Origin of the sequence: Streptomyces sp. NPDC059371 (assembly GCF_042751995.1) — a bacterium.
GTDB lineage: Bacteria > Actinomycetota > Actinomycetes > Streptomycetales > Streptomycetaceae > Streptomyces.
In genome coordinates this window covers 128,569-151,071 of sequence record NZ_JBHYXD010000007.1, presented here as the reverse complement: position 1 = coordinate 151,071, position 22,503 = coordinate 128,569, and the positions used below count along the sequence as shown (strand labels likewise).

Sequence of the window (22,503 nt, the reverse complement as noted above, 5' to 3'; positions counted from 1 at the left end):
CTGAGCCGGTTCCGCGCATTCGGGAGGCACGGTCACCTGTGTCCGCAATCGAAGATCGTGTGTCGGATGTAGACGACGGCGTGGCGGCGTACTGGCGCCGGCGGCTGGATCCGCTCCCTCAAGAGGCCTCACTGCCCGTCGACTTCCCGTATCCGGCGCGGTCCGGCGGCGACCGGCGGACCCTGTGCCGCGCGCTCGCCCACGCGGCCGACGAACCGGCCTTGCTGGCCGCGTACGTGGCTCTGCTGCACCGCTACGGCGGCGCGCACGACATCACCGTCGGGGTCGAGGGGCTGCCGGTCAGGGTCGCGGTGGACGGCGGCACCACGTTCGCGGACCTGACGGACCGGGTGGCCCGGGCGTGCGCGCAGGCGCGCGCCCACCGGGTCGAACTCGACCTGCTGATCGCACAGTTGGTGCCAGAGCCGACCCGCGGCGGAGGCCTGCTGTTCAACACGGCGTTCCGCGCCGTGGCCGGTGGAGCGCCAAGAGGCACGAAGACGCGAGCCGTTGAGACCGGCGGGGCGGCAGGGGGCTTGGCGGCGGCAACCCTTGGGGCTGGCGAGGCATCAGAGGGCACGGTGGTGGCGGCCCTTGGCATCGGCGAAGCGCCAGAGGATGTGGAGAAGGCGGCCGTTGGGATCGGAGAGCCGTCAAGGTCCCCGGTGACGGCTGCGGTTGAGATCGGCGAGGCGTCAGAAGTTGCGGCCGGAGCCGGTGATCCCGTGCGGACCGCCGCTGCGGACGCCCCGCGCCCCCCGCTGGACCTCGCCCTCGAAGTCGGCCCCGGCGAGCTGCGGCTGACCTACCGCCAGGACCTGTTCACGGACGCCACGGCCCACCGGGTGGCGGACCACTACGCCACCCTGCTGGCCGACGCCCTGGCCCGCCCCGACGCCCTCGTCGGGGAACTGGAGCTGCTCGGGGCCGAGGAGCGCGACCGTGTCCTCCTGGAGTGGAACGACACCGGGCACGACGTCGCCTCCCGCACCTGGCCGGAGATGTTCGCCGAACAGGTGCGGCTGCGGCCGGACGCCGTCGCGCTGGTCTTCGAGGACGTCCGCCTGACCTACGCCGAACTCGACGAACGCGCCAACCGGCTGGCCCACACCCTCATCGCGCGCGGCGCCGGACCCGAACGGGTCGTGGCCCTCGCCGTCCCCCGCTCCGCCGAGCTGATCGTCGCCGAGGTCGCGGTGCTCAAGGCGGGCGCGGCCTATCTCCCCGTCGACACCGACTACCCGGCCGACCGCGTCTCGTACATGCTGGCCGACGCCTCACCCGTCTGCCTGATCACGACGGCGGAGGTGGCCGGCGACATCCCGCCGTGCCCCGGCACGGACGTCCTGGTCCTCGACGCGCCCGGGACGAGGAGCGAGCTGGCGGCGAGCCCGGTCCACGACCCGGGGGAGTCCGACCGCGGTCCGCTGGCCGTCGCGGGTGCCGCCTACGTCATCTACACCTCCGGTTCCACCGGCCGCCCCAAGGGCGTGGTGCTCTCCCACGCCGGTGTCGCCAAACTCGTCGCCACCCAGACCGAGCGGTTCGGGATCGGACCGCACAGCCGCGTCCTCCAGTTCGCCTCACCGAGCTTCGACGTCGCCTTCTGGGACCTGTGCCTCGGCCTGCTCTCCGGTGGCCGCCTCGTCGTCGTGCCCACCGAACTGCGCGTCCCGGGCGCTCCGCTCGCCGACTACGCCCACGCCCACGAGATCACCTTCATGATCCTCCCGCCGGCCCTCCTCGCCGCCCTGCCCGAGGACGTCGAACTGCCGCCGGCCACCCTGCTCGCCGGCACCGAGCGGGTCTCGCCCGAGCTCGTCGGCCGCTACGCCCGCGGCCGGATGATGTTCAACGCCTACGGCCCCACCGAGACCACCACCAACTCCACGCTCGGCCTGTGCGACCCCGACACCCCCGCCGGCACCGTCGTGCCCATCGGCGTCCCCGACCCGGGCACCCGCGCCTACGTCCTCGACGCGCGGCTGCGGCCCGTCCCCGCCGGTGTCACGGGCGAGCTCTACCTCGGTGGCGAAGGACTGGCCCGCGGCTATCTGGGACGGCCCGGCCTGACCGCCGAACGCTTCGTCGCCGACCCCTTTGGCGAGCCCGGGGAGCGGCTGTACCGCACCGGCGACCTCGTACGCTGGAAGGCCGACGGACGTCTGGAGTTCCTGGGGCGCGCGGACGACCAGGTGAAGATCCGCGGCTTCCGCATCGAACCGGGCGAGATCGAGTCGGTCCTGCGCGCCCATCCCGCCGTCGACCAGGCCGCGGTCGTCATCCGCGAGGACAGGCCCGGCGACCGCAGGCTCGCCGCCTATGTCGTCCCCTCCCTCGATTCGGGAGCGGACGCCGGTGCCGACGAACGGGTCCGGGAGTGGAAGGACCTCCACGAACTGCTGTACTCCGCCGCGGGAGCCGAGGGGCGGCGCGAGGACACCACGACCCACGACCAGGGCGCCGGGGGACTGCGCGAGAACTTCGCGGGCTGGAACAGCATGTACGACGGCCTGCCCATCCCGGTCCGGGAACTGCGGGAGTGGCGCGACGCGACCGTCGCCCGCGTCCGCGAACTCCGGCCGCGCCGGATCCTGGAGATCGGCGTCGGCAGCGGCCTCCTCCTCTCGCGCCTGGCGCCCGCCTGCGAGGAGTACTGGGGCACCGACCTCTCCGAGGAAGCCGTGCGCGTCCTGCGTGCCCAGGTCGAGTCCGCCGACGGACTCGCCGGACACGTCCGGCTCGACGCCCGCCCCGCGCACGACACCACCGGTCTGCCACGCGGCCACTTCGACACCGTCGTCCTCAACTCCGTCGCCCAGTACTTCCCCGGCGCCGGCTATCTCGCCGACGTGCTGCGGGCCGCCGGAGACCTGCTGGCGCCGGGCGGCACCCTGTTTGTGGGCGACGTCCGCAACGCCCGCCTGCTCCGGTGCCTGCGCGCCGCGGTGGAGACCCGGCGCGCCGCCGACCCCGAGGACAAGCAGGCCCTGCGCGCCGCCGTCGAGCGATCGGTCGCCTGGGAGGGCGAACTGCTCCTCGACCCCGACTTCTTCGCCACCCTGGACGGCTTCGACGCCGACATCCGCGTCAAGCGGGGCAGCCACCACAACGAACTGACCCGGTACCGGTACGACGTCGTCCTGCGCAAGCGGTCCGACGCCCCCGCCACGACAGCCGCCCCCGCCGCCCCGCACACCACGGCGTGGTCCGGGCTGAACGGACTCGACGCCGTCGACGCGCTGCTCGCCGACGGCCGCGCCCCGCTGCGGATCACGGGCGTGCCCAACGCCCGTCTCGCCCGCGACCTGGCCGCGCTGGCGACCCTCGGCGACAGCAGCCGCACCCCGGCACCGGCCGACGCCCCCGACCCCGAGGCCTTCCACGCCCTCGGCGCCCGGCACGGTCTCCGCGTGGCCGTCACCTGGAACGGCGGCTCCGACGACGGCGGCCTCGACGTGCTCCTCGCCCCCTCCGGGACACCGCTCCCCGGACCGTACGAGGTGAACGGCGCCGTATCCCGCGCCAACCGCCCGGCACCCTTCCGGGACGTGAACTCCCTCATGAGGGCGCTGCGTTCGTACGTGACCGGACAGCTCCCGGAGTACATGGTCCCCGCCGCCCTCGTCCCCCTGGACCGCCTGCCGGTCACCCCGAGCGGCAAACTCGACGCGACCGCGCTCCCGGCTCCCGACTACGCCGCCCTCAGCTCCGGGCGCCGCCCCCGGGACGCGCGCGAGGAACTGCTCTGCGCGGCCTACGCCGAGGTGCTCGGTCTGGACTCCGTCACCGTCGACGACGACTTCTTCGCGCTCGGCGGCGACAGCATCACCGCCATCCAGCTCCTCGTACGCGCCCGCGGAGCAGGCCTGCGGCTCAGCTCCCGCGACGTGTTCCGGCACCGCACCGTGGCCGCGCTCGCCGAGGTGGCCGTCGACCGCACCGACCGCACCGACGGCCCGTGCGAGGCCTCCCTGCTCGACCTGAACGAGGCCGAGCGCGCGGCACTCCAGGGCGAACACCCCCTCCCCGTCGAAGCCCTGCTGCCGCTGAGCCCGCTCCAGGAGGGCTTCTACTTCCACTCCGTCGTGGACGGGGAGGCCCGCGACGCCTACGTGGTGCAGCAGGCCCTCGAACTGGCCGGGCCGGTCGACGCCGAGGCGCTGCGCCGGTCCGCCCAGCGGGTCCTGGACCGGCACGCCCCGCTGCGCTCGTGCTTCCGCACGCTCCCCGACGGCCGGCCCGTGCAGATCGTGGCCGCCGGCGTGGAACTGCCGTGGCGCGAGGTGGACCTCTCCTTCCAGGACGGCGCGATCGCGGCCTCGCTCGCCGACGCCGTGGCCGCCGACGAGCGGAGCCGCCGCTTCGACCTGGCCCACCCGCCCCTGATGCGCTGCACCCTCGTCCGCATGGCGGGGGAGAGCTGCCGCCTGCTGCTCACCTTTCATCACATCGTCGCTGACGGCTGGTCGCTGCCCGTGCTGCACCGTGAGCTGATGGCGGGCTACGGGGACGCCCCCGCCCCGCTGCCCGAGGTCACCCCGTACGGCTCTTACCTGCGAAGTCTGGCCGGCGCCGACCGGGACGCCGCCCGTACGGCCTGGCGTGCGGCCCTCGCCGGGACCGAGGACGCGACCCGGCTGGTCGAGACCCCCGCCGACGGCGGCCCGATCGAGCCCGCACAGGTCCGCGTCGAACTGTCCGAGCGGGTCACCGCACGGCTCACCGCCCGCGCCCGGGAACTGGGCGTCACGCTCGGCACGGTCGTGCAGGGCGCCTGGGGCCTGCTCGTCGGCCGGCTGACCGCCCGCCAGGACGTGCTGTTCGGCACCACGGTCTCCGGCCGGGACGCCGAGGTCGAGGGCATCGAGTCGATGGTCGGTCTCTTCATCAACACCCTTCCCACCCGGCTGCGCTGGGAGCCCGCCGACACCCTCGCCGGGCTGCTAGGCCGCCTCCAGGACGAACAGGCCCGGCTGCTCGACCACCAGCACCTCGGCCTCGCCGAGATCCAGCGCGTCGCCGGACACGCCGGTGGCGGCGAACTCTTCGACACCCTGGTCGTCTTCGAGAACTACCCGGCCGCGAACGGCCTCGCCGACCCCACCGGCACCGTCCGCGTCACCGGACACGAATTCCACGACACCGTCCACTATCCGCTCGCCCTCGTCGTGAAGCCGGGCCGCCGGCTCGACCTGCGGCTCAAGCACCACACCCGGCGGATCGGCACCGAGGAGGCGCGGCGCCTCGCGGACCGGCTCACCCTGGTGCTGCGGGCCCTGGCCGACGACCCCGGGCAGCGTGCCGCCGACATCGGCCTGCTCACGGAGCCGGAGCAGGCCGGTGCCCACCTGGCGGGGGAGTCCGTCCCCGTCCCGGACACCACGCTCGCCGCCGCCTTCGAGGCCCAGGTGGCCCGTACCTCCGAGGCCGCCGCGGCGGTCGACGAGGGCGAGACCCTCAGCTACCGCGAACTCGACCTGCGGGCCGACCGGTTGGCGCGGCGGCTGCGCGCCCGCGGCGCCGGTCCCGGCACGGTCGTCGCGGTCGCCGTGCCGCGCTCGACGGACCTCCTCGTCGCCCTGCTCGGCGTGCTCAAGGCGGGGGCCGCCTATCTCCCGGTCGACATGGACTACCCCGCCGACCGGGTGACCCACATGCTGGCCGACTCCGGTGCCGCCACCGTCGTCACGACCACCGGGACCGCGCCCCGGCTGCCGTCGCTGCCGGGCCTGGTCCCCTTGCTGGTGGACGCCCCGTCCGAGCCCTCGGTCGCGAGCGCGCCGCCCCCCGCTCCGGCCGGCCCCGACGATCCGGCCTACCTGATCTACACCTCCGGCTCCACCGGCCGCCCCAAGGGCGTCGTCGTCACCCATCGCGCGATCGTCAACCGGCTCGCCTGGATGCAAGACCAGTACCGGCTGACCGCCGACGACCGGGTGCTCCAGAAGACCCCCGCCAGCTTCGACGTCAGCGTCTGGGAGTTCTTCTGGGCGCTGTGCGAGGGAGCCTGCGTCGTCCTCGCCCGCCCCGACGGACACCGGGACCCCGCCTACCTCGCCGGGCTCGTCCGCGAACAACGCGTCACCACCCTGCACTTCGTGCCCTCCATGCTGGAGGCCTTCCTCCGGTCCGAGGAGATCACCGCCGACCCCACCTGGTCGCGCTCCCTGCGCCGCGCCTTCAGCAGCGGCGAGGCCCTGCCCGGCTCGGCAGCGGCCGAATGGCACGAGCTCACCGGCGTGCCCCTGCACAACCTCTACGGCCCCACCGAGGCCGCCGTCGACGTCACCCACCACCCCTACGACGGCACCCCCGGCACGACCGTGCCCATCGGCCGCCCGGTCTGGAACACCGGCCTGCACGTCCTCGACGCCTGCTTGCGCCCGGTCCCCGAGGGCGTCCCCGGGGAGCTCTACCTGACCGGCGTCCAGCTCGCCCGCGGCTACCACGCCCGGCCCTCCCTGACCGCCGAGCGGTTCGTGGCCGACCCCTACGGCGGCCCCGGCGAACGGATGTACCGGACCGGCGACCTGGTGCGCCGCCGCGCCGACGGCGTCGTCGAGTACTTCGGGCGCACCGACCGCCAGGTCAAGATCCGCGGCAACCGGATCGAACTCGGCGAGATCGAGGCCGCGTTGGCGCGGCACCCCGCCGTCGCCCAGGCCGCCGTCACCGTCGCGGACGGCACCCTCGTCGCCTACGCCGTCCCCGCCCGCGGCGCGGCCCCCGAGCCGGCCGAACTGCTCGCCCGGCTCGCGCGGTCGCTGCCCGCACCCATGGTCCCCGGCGCCTGCGTGGTCCTGGACACCCTGCCCCTGACCCCGAGCGGCAAGCTCGACCGGGCGGCCCTGCCCGCCCCGACGACGGTCCGCGCCGAGCCGCGCGCCCCGCGCAGCGACCGCGAGCGGACCCTGACCGAGATCTTCGCGGCGGTGCTCAAGCTCGACGAGGTCGGGATCGACGACGACTTCTTCATGCTCGGCGGCGACAGCATCACCTCGATCGGCGTCTCCAGCCGCGCCCGCCGGGCCGGACTGGAGGTGAACCCCCGTGACGTCTTCGAGCACCGCACCCCGGCCGCCCTCGCGACCGCCGCCGTCCCCGGCGCCGGACCCGCCCGCGCCGCGCGTTCCGCCTTCGCCCTCACCCTCGAGGAGACCGAACGCGTCCACCGGCTCAGCCCCGGCCCGGTGGAGGACATCTGGCCGCTCGCCCCGCTCCAGGAAGGCCTGTTCTTCCACTCGACGTACGACAGCGGCGCCCTGGACGTCTACACGGTCCACGAGTCCTTCGACCTCGCCGTCCCGCTCGATGCGGACCGGCTGCGCGGGGCCGTCGCGGTCCTGCTGGAGCGCAACCCGGGCCTGCGCGCCGGATTCACCAGCGAAGGACTGCGCCAGCCGGTGCAGTTCATCGTCGCGGACCCGCCCGTCCCGCTCGAAGAGGTCGACCTGTCGGCCCTGACAGCCGGTCAACAGGACGCCAGGCTCGTCGAGTTGACCGAGGCCGAACGCGCCCGGCGCTTCGACCTGACCCGCCCGCTGCTCTTCCGTGTGCTCCTCGTGCGGCTCGGTGCCGGACGCGGCGACCGGCTGATCATCGGCCGCCATCTGCTGCTGTGGGACGGCTGGTCCGCCTGGACCTTCCTCGACCAGCTCTTCGCCCTGTACGAGTCCGGCGGCGACCCCGGATCGCTGCCCGCGCCCGGTTCGTACCGCGACTACCTGACCTGGCTGGAGGTGCAGGACGACGCCGTCGCGACCGGCGCCTGGCGGACCGCGCTCGCCGGCCTCGACGAACCCACCCTGCTCGCCGCCGCCGACCAGGGCCTCGAACCGGGCATCCCGGACCGCCTCGACGCGGTCCTCACGGCGGAACTCGGCGAACGGCTGCGCGGGCAGGCGCGCCGTCACGGCCTGACCCTCAACTCGGTGCTCACCGCCGCCTGGGGCCTGACCCTGGCCGCCGCGACCGGCCGCACCGACGTCGTCTTCGGCACCACCGTCGCCGGCCGGCCCAGCGAGGTGCCGGACATCGAGCACGTCATCGGCATGTTCCTCAACACCGTTCCCGCGCGCATCGCGTACGACCCGGCCGAGTCCGTCCTCGAACTGCTGCGCCGGGTGCAGGACGAGCGGCTGGCCGTGATGCCGTACGAGTACCTGGGCCTGGGCGTCCTCCAGGCCGAGACCGGTCACCGCAGGCTCTTCGACACCCTCTTCGTGCTGCGCAACAGCGACACCGAGGAGCGGCTCGCGGAGCTGGCGGAGCGGCACGGGGCCACCGCCGTCGCCAACGTCGACGCCACCCACTACCCGGTGAACCTGGTCGTCACCCCCGGCCGGTGCATCCAGGTCATGCTCACCCACCGCCCCGACGTCGTGCCGCGCCCGAGGGCCCAGGCACTCCTGGACCGCTTCACCCTGCTGCTGGAACGCCTGGCCGCCGATCCGGACGCTCCCGTGGGCCGCCTCGACCCGCTGCTGCCGGACGAGCAGGCCGCGCTGGCCGCCGAACACGCCACGAGCCGTGTTCCGGCCCCCGAGGACACCATCGCCGACCTGCTCGCCGTACAGGCCGCCGCGACCCCCGACGCCGTGGCCCTCGTCTTCGGCGACAGCACCCTCACGTACGCCGAACTGGACACCCGCATCAACCGGACGGCCGGGCTCCTGCTGGCCCGGGGTGCCGGGCCCGAGCGGGTCGTGGCACTCGGCCTGCCGCGCTCGCCCGACATGGTCGTCGCCCTGTTCGCCGTCCTGCGGACGGGCGCCGCCTATCTGCCGCTCGAACTGGACCACCCGGACGACCGGTTGGCGGCCATGCTCGACGACGCCCGCCCCGCCCTGATCCTGTCCACGGCCCCGGTCGCCGCTCGATTCCCTGGCGCGGCCGCCGGAACACCCCGCGTCCTGCTCGACGATCCGGCCGTCGAGGCCGAACTGGCCGCTCTCCCCGCCGACTTCACCAGGCGACGGTTCAGCCTGGAGCACCCCGCGTACGTCATCTACACCTCCGGCTCCACGGGACGGCCCAAGGGCGTCGTCACCCCGTACCGCGGTCTGACGAACATGCAGCTCAACCACCAGAGGGAGATCTTCACCCCGGCCATCGCCTCGGCCGGCGGACGGCGGCTGCGGATCGCGCACACCGTCTCGTTCGCCTTCGACATGTCGTGGGAGGAGCTGCTCTGGCTCGTCGAGGGCCACGAGGTGCACATCTGCGACGAGGAGCTGCGGCGCGACGCCGAGGCGCTGGTCGCGTACTGCGAGACGCACCGCGTCGACGTCGTGAACGTGACCCCCACCTACGCCCATCTCCTGATGGAGCAGGGCCTGTTGGAGGGGCATCGCCCCCCGCTCGTCCTGCTCGGCGGCGAAGCCGTCTCGGAGACGGTGTGGAACCGGCTCAGGGACACCGAGGGCACGTACGGCTACAACCTCTACGGACCCACCGAGTACACGATCAACACGCTCGGTGGCGGCACCCTCGACAGCGCCACTCCGACCGTGGGCCGCCCCATCCGCGGCACCCGTGCGCACATCCTGGACGCCTGGCTGCGGCCTCTGCCCGAGGGCGTGCCCGGTGAGCTGTACATCGCCGGGATCGGCCTGGCCCGCGGCTATCTCGACCGGCCGGGCCTGACCGCGGAGCGCTTCGTCGCCGACCCGTTCGGCGAACCCGGCGAACGCATGTACCGCACCGGCGACCTCGTCCGCCGCAACCCCGACGGCAACCTGGACTTCCTCGGCCGCACCGACGACCAGGTCAAGATCCGTGGCTACCGCGTGGAACCGGGCGAGATCGAGACCGCGCTCGCCCAGCACCCCACCGTCGCCCAGGCCGCCGTCATCGCCCGCGACGACGCGACCGCCCCCGGCACGCAGCGCCTGATCGGCTATGTGGTTCCCGCCGAACGCAGTGGCGAGGAACGGGACGGGGTGGCGCGCGAACACGTCGGTGAGTGGCAGGACGTCTACTCCGACGAGTACGAGCGGATCAGCACCGCCCTGTTCACCGAGGACTACGCGGGCTGGGACAGCAGTTACGACGGCCGGCCGATCCCCTTCGCCGAGATGAGCGAGTGGCGCGAGCGGACCGTCGAGCGCGTCCGGGAACTGAACCCGCGCCGCGTGCTGGAGATCGGCGTCGGCTCCGGTCTGCTGCTGTCACGGCTGGCTCCCGACACCGAGGCCTACTGGGCGACGGACTTCGCCGCCCCCGTGATCCGCAAGCTCGGCGAGGAACTGGGGCGCGACCCCGCGCTCGCCGCCAAGGTCGAACTGCGCTGCCGGCCCGCCCACGATCTGACGGGCCTGCCAGAGGGCTGGTTCGACACCGTCGTCATCAATTCCGTCGTCCAGTACTTCCCCGGCGTCGACTACCTCACCGAGGTCGTCGAAGGAGCCATGCGGCTGCTGCGGCCGGGTGGGGCGCTGTTCGTCGGTGACGTGCGCAACCCCCGCCTCGCCCCCGTCTTCCACACCGCCGTCCAGCTCACCCGGGCGGCCACCGACGCGGACCCCGAGGACGTCCGCAGGGCCGCCGGGCGCGGACTGCGCCTGGAGAAGGAACTCCTCGTCGACCCCGACTGGTTCACCACCCTCGGACACGACGTCGACCTGCGCACCAAGCGCGGCCATCACCACAACGAACTCTCCCGGCACCGCTACGACGCCGTCCTGTACCGCGAGGGCGCCGACCCGCTCGACCTGTCCCGAGTACCCGCCGTCCCGTGGTCCGCCGACCTCGTGACAAGGCTCGGCGAACAGCGGCCCGGACGGCTGCGCGTCACCGAGGTGCCCGACGCGCGCACCGCGGGGGAACGCGCGGCACTGCGCGCCCTGGAGGACGGCCGCGTCGTCGCGCCCGACGCCGTCGGCGGGGGAGTGGACCCGGAGGACCTGCACGCGCTCGGCGCCGCCCTCGGCTACCGGGTGCTCACCACCTGGTCGGCCGAACCCGGCTGCTACGAAGCCGTGTTCGTGCGGGCGGACGACGAGGAGCCGGCGGACGGAAAGGGCCCGGACCGAGGAGCCGCGGCCACCCGCCCGGCCCCCCGGCCCGTCACGGGGCTGTACCGGCCCGGCGGCGGCGAACCCCCGTACGCCAACGCGCCGACGGCCGCCCGTGACAGGGACGCCCTGATCCGGCGGGTGCGCGAGGACCTGAAGACACGGCTGCCCGACTACATGGTGCCCGCCGCCTTCGTCGTCCTCGACCGGCTGCCCATGAACGACAACGGCAAGCTCGACGTCCGCGCGCTGCCCGAGGCCGAACCCGCCGCCGCGCCCGGCACCGGCCGCGGCCCGCGCACCCCCCGCGAAGAAGTCCTCTGCCGCCTCTTCGCCGAGGTGCTCGGACTGCCGGAGGTGGGCGCCGAGGACGGGTTCTTCGACCTGGGCGGCCACTCCCTGCTCGCCACCCGGCTGATCAGCCGCGCCCGTACCGAGCTGGGCGCCGAACTGGCGATCCGCGACCTGTTCGAGGCACCCACACCGGAACTGCTCGCCGCCCGCGCCGACGGCGGACGGCCCGCCCGTCCCACCGTCACCGCCGTGGCCGGGCGCCCCGAACGCGTCCCGCTCTCCGCGGCCCAGCGCCGGCTCTGGCTGGTCGAGCGGATCACCGGTGGCGGCGCCGCCTACAACTTCCCGCTGGTCTTCCGGCTGCGCGGCGAACTCGATCCGGACGCCCTGCGCGAGGCCCTGCACGACGTGGTGGCGCGGCACGAATCGCTGCGCACGCTCGTCGGGGAGCACGACGGCGAGCCGTACCAGTGTGTCCTCGACGCGCGCGAGGCCACCGTCCCGTTCACCGTGACCGACCGCGCCGAGGCCGAACTGCCCGCGCTGATCGAGGCGGAACAGCGCCGGCCCTTCGACCTCGCCGCCGAACCGCCCCTGCGGGCCACGGTGTTCCGCCCCGTGCCGGGCGGCGGGAACGAAGGCTGCGTCGTCGCGATCGTGCTGCACCACATCGTCACCGACGAGTGGTCCGACCGGCCGTTCCTGGCCGACCTGGACACCGCCTACCGGGCACGGATCTCCGGCACCGCGCCGGCCCTCGCGCCCCTGGCGGTGCAGTACGCCGACTACACGCTCTGGCAGACGGAGCTCCTGGCTCAGGTGGGCGAGCACCAACTCGCTTACTGGACCGAGACCTTGCGCGCCCTGCCCGAGGAACTGACGCTCCCCCTGGACCGGCCGCGCCCGGCCGAGCCGAGCGGACGCGGCGCCACCCTGCGCCGCGAACTGCCCCGCGAGCTGGGTGAGGCGCTGCGCGAGCTGTCGGCCACGACCGGCACCAGCATGTTCATGCTGTTCCAGGCCGCCACGGCCGCCCTGCTGCACCGCCTGGGCGCGGGTGACGACATCCCGCTCGGAGCACCCATCGCCGGACGCACGGACAGCGCGCTCGACGACCTGGTCGGCTTCTTCGTCAACACCCTGGTGCTGCGCACGGACCTGTCCGGCCCCGACCTGTCGTTCCGTCAACTGCTGTCCAGGGTGAAGGAGTCGGACCTCGCCGCCTTCGAGCACCAGGACCTCCCCTTCGACCGTGTCGTCGAGGCCCTCAACCCGCCGCGCGTGGCGGGCCGCAACCCGCTGTTCCAGGTCATGCTCGGCTACCACCACCGCCCCGACGGCGACCCGGACCTGCTGGGCCTGCCCACCGAGTGGTACGACATGGACACCGGCACCGCCAAGTTCGACCTCGACCTCACCTTCGTCGACGAGGGCACCGGCGGCCGCGTCACCCTGCTCCTGGAGTACGCCACCGATCTCGTCGACCCGGCCACCGCCGGGCTCCTCGCCGAACGCCTCGTCCTGCTGCTGCGCCGCGCCTCCGGCACCCCGGACCTGCCCATCGCGGCGATCGACCTGCTCACGGACGCCGAGCGGACGGCCGCCGAGGACACCTGGAACGACACCGCCCACCCGGTGGAGACCCGGTCCGTGCCGGAGATCCTGGCCGCCGCGGCGGCCGCGTACCCCGGGCGGACCGCCCTGGTCACCGCCACCGGCAGCTACACCTTCGCCGAGCTGTCCGCCCGCGTCGACGCCGTCGCAGGACTGCTCCTGCGCCACGGAGCGGGTGAGGGCACGGTGGTGGCCCTGGCCCTGCCCCGGGACGCGATGGTGCCCGCCCTGCTCGGTGTGCTCCGCGCGGGCGCCGCCTACCTGCCCCTCGACCCCGCGTACCCGGCCCACCGGCTGGAGCACATGCTCACCGACGCGGCCCCGGTCTGCGTGCTCACCACCACCGAGCAGGCCGCCCGGCTGCCCGAACGGCCTGGCCCGCCAAGGCTGTTCCTGGACACCCCGCTCCCGGCGGCCCACCCGGCTCCGCCGCGCACCCACCACCCGCTGTCCGCCGCCTACACGATCTACACGTCCGGTTCCACCGGCACCCCCAAGGGTGTGACCGGCACCCACCGCGGACTGTCCAACCTGTTCGCCTCCCATCGGCGCGACCTGATCGCACCCGCGGTCCAGGACACCGGCCGGAGCGTCCTGCGGGCCCTCCACGCGGCCTCGTTCAGCTTCGACGGGTCCTGGGAACCCCTGCTGTGGCTGCTCGCCGGACACGAACTGCACGTCGTCGACGAGACCACCCTGCTCGACCCGGCCGCGCTGCTCGCCACCCTGGACGAGCGGGCCATCGACTTCGTCGACCTCACCCCGACCTATCTGCGCGAACTCCTCCACCACGGTTTCCTCGCCCCCGGCAGCCGTGCCCCGGCCGTCATCGCGGTCGGCGGCGAGGCCACCCCCGCCGCGCTGTGGCGGCGCCTGGACGCCCTGCCGGGCGTAGCCGCGCACGACCTGTACGGGCCCACCGAGTGCGCCGTCGACGCGTACGGCTGGCACGGCGGCGGCACCGGCCGCCCCGCCTGGGCGGCGCCGCTCGACAACATCCGCGCCCACGTCCTCGACGACCGACTGCGTACCGCGCCCGTGGGCGTCCCCGGCGAGCTGTACCTCGCCGGTGAGGGCCTGGCCCGCGGCTATCTGGGCCGGCCCGCCCTCACCGCGGAACGCTTCGTCGCCGACCCGCACAGCCCGTCCGGCGAGCGCATGTACCGCACCGGCGACCTCGTGCGGCGCCGCACGGACGGCACCCTCGAATTCCTCGGCCGCGCGGACGAGCAGGTCAAACTGCGTGGATTCCGTGTCGAACCCGGCGAGATCGAGACCGCCACGACCGCGCACCCGTCCGTCGCCGCGGCGGCCGTCGTCGTCCGCGAGGACACACCGGGAACCCGCCGGCTCGTCGCCTACGTCGTCCCCGCCACCCCCGACGGCACCGACCCGGCGACGCTGCGCGCGCACCTCGCGGCCGTCCTGCCCGAGCACATGGTCCCCGCCGTCTTCGTCCCGCTCGCCACTCTGCCCCGCACGGTCAGCGGCAAGCTGGACCGCGCGGCCCTTCCCGCACCCGACACGACGGCGGCCCCCGGAGGAAGGCTGCCGCGCACCGCCCGTGAGGAACTGCTGTGCGACCAGTTCGCCGCGGTGCTCGGCGTGGACCGCGTCGGCATCGACGACGACTTCTTCGCGCTCGGCGGCCACTCCCTGCTCGCCATGCGCCTGGTCAGCCGGGTACGCGCCGCGCTGGACGCCGAACTGTCCCTGCGTACGGTCTTCGACGCGCCCACCGTGGCCCGCCTCGCCGCCCACCTGGACGCGGCCCGCCTCGCCGCCCGCCCGGCCCTCACCGCCGGCCGGGCCCGCCCCGAACGGCTGCCCCTCTCCTCCGCCCAGCGCCGCCTGTGGCTGCTCCACCAGGTCGACGGCCCCACCCCCGCCTACAACATCCCCGCCGCCTGGCGGCTCACCGGCACCCTGGACCGCGCCGCCCTGGAAGCCGCGCTCGGCGACCTCGTCGCCCGGCACGCCACCCTGCGCACGGTCTTCCCGACCGGCCCCGACGGCCTGCCCCACCAGCACGTCCTGGAACCGGAACAGGCACGGATCACCCTCCGCACGGAACCCGCGGACCGGCTCGCCGAGGCCGCCGCGCACCCCTTCGACCTGTCCACCGAACCCCCGCTGCGCGTCACCCTGTGCGAGACCGGTCCGGACGAGCACATCCTGCTTCTGCTGCTCCACCACATCGCCACGGACGAGTGGTCGGACCGGCCGCTGCTCGCCGATCTCGGCACCGCCTACGCGGCCCGCGCCGCCGGTCACTCCCCCGACTGGGCCCCGCTCCCGGCCACGTACGCCGACTACACGCTCTGGCAGGAGGAAGTGCTCTCCGCCGACGGCGACGCACTGCTCGCCCACTGGACCCAGCGGCTGGCCGGCCTGCCCGAGGAACTGACCCTGCCCACCGACCGGCCGCGCCCCCGCGAGTCCGGCCACGCGGGCGGCACCGTCGGCTTCACCCTCTCCCCGGCCCTCGAACGGAGGCTGCGGGAACTGGCCCGCGCCGAGGGCGCCAGCATGTTCATGGTCGCGCAGGCCGCCGTGGCGGCCCTGCTCCACCGGCTCGGCGCCGGGGACGACATCCCCCTCGGGGCGCCGGTCTCCGGACGCGGCGACGAAGGACTGGAGAACCTGGTCGGGTTCTTCGTCAACTCCCTGGTCCTGCGCACGGATCTGTCCGGCGCCCCCGGATTCACCGACCTTGTGCGCCGGGTCCGCGAGACCGACCTCGCGGCCTACGACCACCAGGAACTGCCCTTCGAGCGGCTGGTCGAGGCACTCAACCCGCAACGCTCCCTCGCCCGGCACCCGTTGTTCCAGGTGATGGTCGTCCACCTGGGCGAGCCCGGCGGTGTTCCGGAACTGCCCGGCCTGAAGGCACGACGTGAACCGGTCGGTCCGCCGAGCGCCAAGTTCGACCTCAGCTTCGACTTCGTCGAACAGGGCGAAGGGGCGGGCATCCAGGGCTGGATCGAGTACAGCGCCGACCTGTTCGACGACAGCACCGTCCAGCGGATGGCGCACCGCCTCGTCACCCTGCTGGAGCAGGTGGCCGCCGACCCCGCCCGCCCCGTACGCGATCTCGACGTGCTCGACGAGGACGAGAGCCGCGACGCGGTCGAGCGGTGGAACGACACCGCGCACGAGGTGCCGGCCACGACCCTCGTGGAACTGTTCCGGGCCCAGGCCTCCCGGACGCCCGACGCGTTCGCACTGATCGCGGGTGAACAGCGGCTCACCTACGGCGAGTTGGAGTCCAAGGTCGAGCGGACCGCACGGGTCTTGGCCGGACTCGGCGCGGGACCCGAGCGCACGGTCGCGGTCGCGCTGCCCCGCTCGGCGGATCTCGTCGTCGCCCTGCTCGCGGTGCAGCGCACCGGAGCCGCCTATCTCCCGATCGACGCCGAACACCCGCCGGAGCGCAGCGCGTTCATGCTCGCGGATGCCCGTCCGGTGTACGTGCTCGACGGTCCGCCGCCGGACGGCCCCGAAGGCGAACTGCCCGCCTCCGTGGACCCGTCGAACCCGGCCTACGTCATCTACACCTCCGGCTCCACCGGCCGGCCGAAGGCGGTGCAGGTACCGCACCGGGGCATCGTCAACCGCCTGCTGTGGATGCAGGACACGTACGGCCTGACGGACAGCGACCGCGTCCTGCAGAAGACCCCCGCCGGATTCGACGTGTCCGTGTGGGAGTTCTTCTGGCCGCTGATCACCGGAGCGGCCCTGGTCCTCGCCCGCCCCGACGGACACCGGGACCCGGCCCATCTCGCCGAACTGATCCAGGAACAGGCCGTCACCACGGCCCACTTCGTGCCCTCGATGCTCCGCGCCTTCCTCGACGAACCCACCGCCACGCGCTGCACCGGACTGCGCCGCGTCCTGTGCAGCGGCGAGGCGCTGTCCGCCGACCTCGCCGCACGTTTCCACACGCTCCTGCCGGTCGAACTGCACAACCTGTACGGGCCGACCGAGGCGTCCGTGGACGTCACGGCCGCACGGATCCTGCCGGGAGCCGACCGCGTCCCGATCGGCCGGCCGGTCTGGAACACCCGCCTGTACGTCCTGGACCAGGCGCTGCGGCCGGTGCCGCCGGGTGTCGCGGGCGAGCTCCACCTCGCGGGCGTCCAACTCGCCAGGGGCTATCTCGACCGGCCCGGCCTGACGGCCGAACGCTTCGTCGCCGACCCGTACGGCCCGCCCGGTACCCGCATGTACCGCACCGGCGACCTCGCCCGCCTGACCGGCGACGGAGTCGTCGAATACCTCGGCCGCACCGACGACCAGGTCAAGATCCGCGGCTTCCGCGTCGAACCCGGAGAGATCGAGACCGTCCTCACCGGGCACGAGACGGTGGCCCACGCCGCCGTCGTGGCCCGCGAACAGCGTCTCGTCGCCTACGTCGTCCCCGCCCCCGGCCACGCCCCCGACCCCGCCGGCCTGCGCACGCACCTCGCCGCCCTGCTCCCCGACCACATGGTCCCGGCCGCCGTCATCACCCTCGACGCCCTGCCGCTCACCCCGAACGGCAAGCTGGACCGGAGGGCCCTGCCCGCACCCGACTTCGCGGCGGCCACCACCGGCACCCTGCCGCGCACCACGCGCGAGGCCGAACTGTGCGGCCTCTTCGCCGACGTCCTCGGCCTCGAACGGGTCGGCGTCGAGGACGACTTCTTCAGCCTCGGCGGGGACAGCATCGTCGCGATGCAACTCGTGGCCCGGGCCCGCGCCGCCGGACTCGCGATCAGCCCCCGCGACGTCTTCCGGCACAAGACGGCCGCCGCCCTGGCCGCCGTCGCCGGTGACCTGGCGGACATCGCCGGCCCCGTGCCCGACGGCGACCTGTTCACGGCGCTCACCGACGACGAGCGCGCCGAACTCTCGGAACTCGGTGCCGCCGAGAACCTGCCACTGTCACCCCTCCAGGCGGGGCTGCTGTTCCACGCCTCCTTCGACTCCGGCGACGACGGCCCCGACGTCTACACCGTGCAGGTCTCCTACGACCTCGACGGACCCCTTGACGGCGGCCGGCTGCGCCGCGCGGGCCAGGCACTGCTCGACCGGCACGGCAACCTCCGGGCCGGCTTCCGCTACCTGTCCTCCGGCCGCCCCGTCGCGCTCGTCCCCCGCACCGCCGTACTGCCCTGGCGCCAGGTCGACCTGTCGGACCTGGACGACACCGCCCGAGAGGCGCGGTGGACCCACTGCCTCGACCAGGAGCGGCGCCGGTTCGACTCCGCCGAGCCGCCGCTGCTGCGCCTGATGCTCGTCAAGGTCGGGCCGACGGCACACCGGCTGGTCCTGTCCCACCAGCACCTCCTCCTCGACGGCTGGTCCGTCCCGCGCCTGTTCGCCGAGCTGACCGAGCTGTACGCGGGCCGGGAACTGCCCGCCCCGGCTCCCTACCGCGACCACCTCGCCTGGCTCGGCCGCCAGGACGCCGAGGCCTCGGCCGCGGCCTGGGCGAACGCCCTGGTCGGCCTGGAGGAACCCACCCACCTCGTGGCCGCAGACCCCGGCCGCGCCCCGGCCGTGCCCGAGACCCTGACCACACGACTGACCCCGGAGCTGACCGACGCCCTCACCGGCCTCGCCCGCGCGCGCGGCCTGACCGTCAACACGCTGGTCCAGGGCGCCTGGAGCATGCTGCTCTCCCGGCTCACCGGACGTGCCGACGTCGTCTTCGGCGCCACCGTCTCGGGCCGCCCCCCGGAGCTGGCCGATGTCGAATCGATGATCGGCCTGTTCATCAACACCGTGCCCGTACGCGTCAGGATCGACGAACGGGAGAGCCTCGGCGCGTTCCTCGACCGCCTCCAGGACGAGCAGTCGCGGCTGATCGCGCACCAGCACATCGGACTGTCCGACATCCAACGCGGCGCGGGTCTGGGCGAGTTGTTCGACACCCTCGTCGTCTTCGAGTCCTACCCGGACGCCGGGGGGCCCGGCCTCGGAGCCGGCGACGGGCTGCGCGCCGACGTGCGCGACCACCAGGACGCGACGCACTACCCGTTCGCCTGGGCCGTCGAGCCCGGCGAACGGCTGACGCTCACCGCCGAGTACCGCACCGACCTGTTCGACCGGACCGCCGTCGAGCGGATCAGGGCCGCGATGGTCCGCCTCTTCGAGGCGATGACCGCCGACGCCGGACAGCCGCTCGCCCGGACCGACATCCTCGGCCCCGAGGACCGCCACACCATCCTGGAGACCTGGAACGACACCGCCCTGCCCGCAGCCCCGGGCGCGCCGGAGACCGTGCCCGCGCTCTTCGAGGCGCAGACCGCCGCCGGTCCGGACGAGATCGCCGTCGTCTCGGGCACGGTCACCTGGACGTTCGCGGAACTGAACCGGCGCGCCAACCGGCTGGCCGGCCTGCTGGCCGAGCACGGCGCCGGACCCGAGCGGATCGTCGCCCTGTCACTGCCGCGTACGGCGGACTTCATGGCCGCCGTGCTCGCGGTGATGAAGGCGGGCGCCGCCTACCTCCCCATCGACGCCGACCTGCCCGCCGAACGCGTCCGCACCCTTCTCGACGACGCCCGGCCCCGGCTCGTCCTCACCACCGAGGCCCTGGCGGACCGCATCCCGGACAGCGACGTACCGCTGCTGATCCTGGACTCGGAGGAGACCGCCGGACGGCTGGCCCGCCAGTCGGCCGAGAACCCGGAACCCGGACCCGATCCGTACCACCCGGCATACGTCATCCACACCTCCGGATCGTCCGGCCGCCCCAAGGGAGTCGTCGTCTGCCACCGCAGTGTGGTGAACCTCTTCCACAGCCACCGGAGCATGCTCCACGACCTCGCCAAGCGCACCACCGGCCGGCACCGCCTCCGCGTCGGACACGCCTGGTCGTTCTCCTTCGACGCCTCCTGGCAGCCCCAGCTGTGGCTGCTCGACGGGCACGCCCTGCACATCCTGGACGACGAGACCCGCCGCGACCCGGAGCTCACGGCCGAGGCGATCCGGACCGAGGGACTCGACTTCATCGAGGTCACCCCCTCCTTCCTCGCCCAGATGGCCGACAGCGGCCTGATCAGCGACGGGTCCTGCCCGCTCGCCGTGGTCGGTGTGGGCGGCGAGGCCGTGCCGGACGCGCTGTGGAACGAACTGGCGGCGCTGGAGTCCACCGCCGCCTTCAACCTCTACGGGCCGACCGAGGCCACGGTCGACGCCCTCGCCGCCCGCGTCGGCGAGAGCGCGCGCCCCCTGGTCGGCCGCCCGGTCGGCAACACCCGCGCCTATGTGCTCGACGCGGCCCTGCGGCCCGTACCGCCGGGCGTGACAGGGGAGTTGTACCTCGCCGGAGAGGGACTGGCCCGGGGATACCTCGGCCGGCCCGACCTGACCGCCGAGCGGTTCCTCGCCGATCCGTACGGCGCTCCCGGCACCCGGATGTACCGCACCGGCGACCTCGCCCGCTGGACCGAGGACGGCAGGATCGACTACCTCGGACGGGCGGACGACCAGGTCAAGATCCGCGGCTTCCGCGTCGAACTCGCCGAGATCGAGGCGGTACTGGACCGCCACGAGGACGTCGGCCAGGTCGTCGTGGTCGCCCGCGAGGACCGGCCCAGGGTCAGGCAACTCGCCGCGTACGTCGTCCCCGCCGAGGACGCCGGCACCCCCGACCCCGAGGCGCTGCGCGCCCATGTGGCCGCCGTCCTGCCGGACTACATGGTCCCGGCCGCCGTGACCGTCCTGGACGAACTGCCCCTGCTCTCCAACGGCAAGCTCGACCGCAAGGCGCTCCCGGCCCCCGAATTCACCCCCGCCACGGGTGGCCGGGAACCCGCCAACGACCGGGAACGCACCCTGTGCGCCCAGTTCGCCGACGTGCTCGGACTGCCCGGGATCGGCGCCGACGACGACTTCTTCGCCCTCGGCGGAGACAGCATCGTCGCCATGCAGCTCGTCAGCCGGGCACGCGCCGCAGGGCTGCGGGTCACCCCGCGCCAGGTCTTCCGGCACCGCACGGTCGCCGCGCTCGCCGCCGTAGCCGTCGAAATCGGCCCGGATGCCCCGCACTTGGCACACGACGACGGCTCGGGCACCGTGCCGCCGACCCCGATCATGCACGCTCTGCGCGAACTGGGCGGGCCGATCGCGGGCTACCACCAGGTGGCCCTCGTCCAGACACCCGCCTCCCTCGATCCGGCCTCACTGCTCGCCGTGCTGCAGGCCGTCATCGACCGGCACGACCTGCTCAGGGCGCGCCTGGAGCGGACCGGCGGCGCGGGCGAGGAACGATGGGCGCTCCAGGTGCCGCCGCCCGGCATCGTGGACGTGGCCTCGTGGCTGCGACGCGTCGACGTCACGGGCGCGGACACCACCGCCCTGCGCGCCGCCGTCGGCGAGCACGCCCGCGCGGCCCAGGACCGCCTCGACCCGGACGCCGGACGCATGGTCCAGTGCGTCTGGTTCGACGCGGGCCGCGAGACACCCGGACGCCTGCTCCTGCTCGTCCACCACCTCGTCGTCGACGGTGTGTCCTGGCGCGTCCTGCTGCCCGACCTCGCCGCCGCCTGGCAGGACGTCTCCGCGGGACGGACCCCGGACCTCGCCCCGGTCGACCTGTCGTTCCGCCGCTGGTCGCGCCGGCTCGCCGAGCGGGCCACCGATCCGGCACGCGAGGACGAACTCCCCCTGTGGACACGGATCCTGGCCGACGCGCCCGCTCTCCCCACCCTCCGCGGGCTCGACAGCCGCCTCGACGTCACGGCCACTTCGCGGAGTCTGTCCCGCACCCTGCCGCCCGATGTCACGGAGCCGCTGCTCGGCCGGGTGCCCAGCGTCCTCGGGGCGACCGTCAACGACGTACTCCTGACCGCCCTGGCCCTGGCCTTCGCCGACTGGCGCCGCCGACGGAGCCGGGGACCGGAGACCGGCGGCGGGGTCCTGGTCGACCTGGAGGGCCACGGCCGCGAGGAGGAACTCGCCGGCGACGCCGATCTGTCGCGTACGGTCGGCTGGTTCACCAGCGTCGTGCCCGTGCGCCTCGACCCCGGCGCGATCGACCTGGCCGACGCCTTCGCGGGCGGACCGGCGCTGGACACGGCGCTGACCCGGGTCCGCGACCACCTGGCCGCCCTCCCGGCCGCCGGCGTCGACCACGGCCTGCTGCGCCACCTCAATCCGGTCACCGGGCCGCTGCTCGCCCGACTCGGCGGCCCCCAGGTCGAGTTCAACTACATGGGCCGCTTCGGGGTCCCCGAGGCCACCGACTGGTCGTACGCTCCCGAGGACGACGCCGCCGACCTCGACGGAGACCCGGGGATGCCGCTGAGCCACGTCCTGACCGTCAACGCCCTGACCGAGGACCGGCCCACCGGTCCCGAGCTGTCCGCCCACTGGACCTTCGCCCCCGGCGTGCTGCCCGAGGAATCGGTCCAGGACCTGGCGGACACCTGGTTCCGGGCACTGCGGGCCCTGGTCGTCCGGGCCGATTCCCCGGACGCGGGCCCGCGGAGCCCCGGAACCGGCACCGGGACCCCCTGACCGCTGACGCCCAGCCGCACTTGACCTCTGACGTCCCCACCGCACCTGACCCCGACCTCCCCACCGC

1 protein-coding gene is annotated in these 22,503 nt (G+C 74.1%); it reads left to right on the top strand.

All coding sequences use genetic code 11. From position 1 onward, the window contains the following. Positions 1 to 59 precede the first annotated feature (59 nt). Complete coding sequence (locus ACFXGX_RS06805) at positions 60 to 22,436, top strand: non-ribosomal peptide synthase/polyketide synthase (RefSeq protein WP_384785640.1); 22,377 nt, start codon at positions 60 to 62, stop codon at positions 22,434 to 22,436. The last annotated feature ends 67 nt before the right edge of the window (positions 22,437 to 22,503 follow it).